This window comes from Anoxybacillus sp. ST4, from assembly GCF_019448545.1.
In the GTDB taxonomy this organism is placed as follows: Bacteria; Bacillota; Bacilli; order Bacillales; family Anoxybacillaceae; genus Anoxybacillus; species Anoxybacillus pushchinoensis.
On the sequence record NZ_JAHZOE010000080.1, the window covers coordinates 1 to 412 of the forward strand.

Sequence of the window (412 nt, forward strand, 5' to 3'; positions counted from 1 at the left end):
CGAGCCGTCTGGCAAAAAGCCTGGTGGGCAAGAGGGACATGAGGGGACGACGCTCCGTCAAGTGGAACATCCACATCATCGTGTCGTCCATCGCGTACATACGTGTCAAGGATGTGGGGCTTCTTTGCGTGACGTCAAACCGTTCAAAGTCGATGTCCGTCAAGTGTTTGATCTGCCTCCCGTGTCGATTGAAGTGACACAACATGAGCGTGAAGTGAAATCATGTCCGCATTGTCGATGCGTGCAACAAGCGGAGTTTCCACCACATGTCACGAATCATGTGCAATACGGTCCACGTCTTACTGCGCTCGTTGTTTATTTGCATCATATCCAATTGATCCCTTACAAGCGTTTAAGTGATACAATCGAAGCGTTATATCAACACTCGGTTAGTACAGGAACCCTTGCCAAT

Annotated in this window: 1 protein-coding gene; it reads left to right on the forward strand. The window is 49.3% G+C overall.

All coding sequences use genetic code 11. The features are described 5' to 3' along the window. On the forward strand, positions 1-412 hold a 412-nt coding region (locus K1I44_RS15085; RefSeq protein WP_219986637.1), incomplete at both ends, for an IS66 family transposase zinc-finger binding domain-containing protein.